4 protein-coding genes are annotated in these 1950 nt (G+C 55.1%); 1 reads left to right on the top strand and 3 read right to left on the bottom strand.

Annotated elements, in window-relative coordinates:
* Positions 1–7 precede the first annotated feature (7 nt).
* The gene (locus DMG62_24680) at positions 8–232 is read left to right on the top strand and encodes a hypothetical protein (protein PYY19370.1); all 225 of its coding nucleotides are present in this window, start codon (positions 8–10) and stop codon (positions 230–232) included.
* Between the two features lie 298 nt (positions 233–530).
* Here the strand turns inward: DMG62_24680 and DMG62_24675 are convergent, their stop codons facing one another.
* The 3 genes from DMG62_24675 to DMG62_24665 form a co-directional block, all read right to left on the bottom strand.
* The gene (locus DMG62_24675; protein ID PYY19369.1) at positions 531–860 is read right to left on the bottom strand and encodes a hypothetical protein; all 330 of its coding nucleotides are present in this window, start codon (positions 858–860) and stop codon (positions 531–533) included.
* A gap of 170 nt (positions 861–1030) precedes the next feature.
* Entirely contained in the window at positions 1031–1456 is a 426-nt protein-coding gene (locus DMG62_24670; protein ID PYY19368.1) for a hypothetical protein, read from the bottom strand.
* A 65-nt stretch (positions 1457–1521) separates the two neighbouring features.
* Complete coding sequence (locus tag DMG62_24665) at positions 1522–1794, bottom strand: hypothetical protein (GenBank protein ID PYY19367.1); 273 nt, start codon at positions 1792–1794, stop codon at positions 1522–1524.
* Positions 1795–1950: the final 156 nt, after the last annotated feature.

Raw genomic sequence — 1950 nt, 5'->3', positions numbered from 1 at the left:
TTGGCGTTTGGACAAACAAGCACGACGACTACAGACCAAAAGACAAGAACTCAACGAACTTCTGGCGCGCGAAGTCCTCGGCGACCGGAAGCGTGCCGCATCACGTTTGATCTCGCCGCACGGGCTGGTCGGGAGAGGCGGATACCGCGAATATGGCGCGACCGCGGGTCGCGCCGGCAAATGTGAAAGCCATCGAACGACTGATACCCCTCAGGCGCGCGAAACAACGTGACCAACAGCGCGCCAAAAGAAGCCACACTCGCAAAGAGAATTAGCATACTCCCAAAATGTAATGCCATCTCGTATTCGACCCCGATTACACCCAGGCAGAACAAAGCCAAACAAATCGACCCCATGATCTTTTTCATGGTTCACCAGTATAGCTGTTAAGACGCAAAAGGCCACTACAAAAAGCGCTTGCGTTTTGCGGTTCTACAAGATATAGTGGAGGTGAGATTAATAAGACGATGCGTTTCTTATCACTAGCGCTGCCGCCTTTCTGTCAGACACGCGTCGCCTGGATCGCCCTTCTACTGCTCGGGCGCGATCAATGCGGCTTGCTGTCGTTTCGGTTCCTCACCAGCGATCCACTTGAAGCGCGGGCAGAATTTGTTCGGAACGTAGGGTGCCATTGGCCAAAGGATTCCGATCTTGTAGAATTTCCGGCGAAGCTTGCTCGCGCCTCGGACGGATATTCCGAGCCGATGGCTCAGGCTTTCGCAGCTCGCATAAAAATCCGGGCTGTCGGTCTGCGACCAATTGCGAAGGATGCGGAATGCGTCGCTCTCGCTTTCAGTCGTTAGGTGCTCAAATTTCTCACGCTCTGCCGGCGACAGTTTCGCTTTCCATTCGCGATGCATGCCCGACCAGGCTTCATCGAATTCCTGAAGATACTCTTGCAGTGTCGCGACTGAAGCGGGCGAGGCTTCCCCATATTGAAGCTCCGCGTTCTCACGCGCAATCTCGACTAATTAAAAAGAAGCAGTTCCAACGAGTTTCAGTAGCTGCGCATGTCTTGTGCTCGGAGCCGTCAGGTCGCCGGCGTCGATTGCGCTTTATCCAACGAATGGCCAGCAAGAATCGCGATGGGGTGGGATGGACTTCGACGCGGCGGCGGCGTTCCATCGTCCCACAGGAAGGTAAATGCTAACTGGACTGCTTTTAACGGAAAATGCAGCGGACGCTCAGTGATGGGATTTAGTAATTCTTTTTGTCTCGTGCAAAGCAACTCCGCGAAGCTCTTATTCTCCACCAGCTCATCGGCGTAGCCTCGCAGCCAACGAAGCGCACCACCGAGGGCGCGGCGCGCATCTTCTTCTCGCAAACCCTCAAACGAACAAGGCAGGTTATGTAATGTTCCAGTGCGAGACAGTGCCATGGTCTGAAAAGGCTCGCGCTCTCGTCCAGGGTTCATCAGCACGAGCAGGGCCGCGTAGTTTCCGTGACTCGCGCGCAATATTCGTAAATGCAGCCAGCTTCTAGCAGGTGTTGTTCGGCTGCGCCATTGGTCCAGCGAAAGTCCTAATCATCCTTCTGCACCTTGCCCCACGGCATCACGCGATCGGCAGCCCAACGCCACAGCGCCTCTTGCTGCACTTCAAAGTCATCCTTTTGAACAAAATTTTCTCCGGGCCCCCGTCCGGTTCTTGTCCATAAGCGCAGCGGGCCTGCTACCCCCCGCCCCCGGTCAAAGTGGAGATGTGCGCCTTCGCGAGCGCGAAAGCATAAAGTCGGACTGTGATTCGTTCGCTTGCCCGCGAACCGCTTCGGTGGTTCCTCCGATTGAACGGTCAACGTCGATTCCCTTTTTCATCCCGCGCGGTTTGCTTATCAGGAAAGACTTCAGACGACAAGGTATCATGACTTGCCCGCACCCCTGTTATGACTCGCTCGTAAAAAGTTCCGTTTTGCTTACGAAACGAGCGGGCAACGGGAATCGAACCCGCATGG

This window comes from Acidobacteriota bacterium (genome assembly GCA_003225175.1).
GTDB lineage: Bacteria > Acidobacteriota > Terriglobia > Terriglobales > Acidobacteriaceae > Gp1-AA112.
Note: the sequence above shows the minus strand (reverse complement) of the source record. Positions and strands in the feature narration are given on the sequence as shown.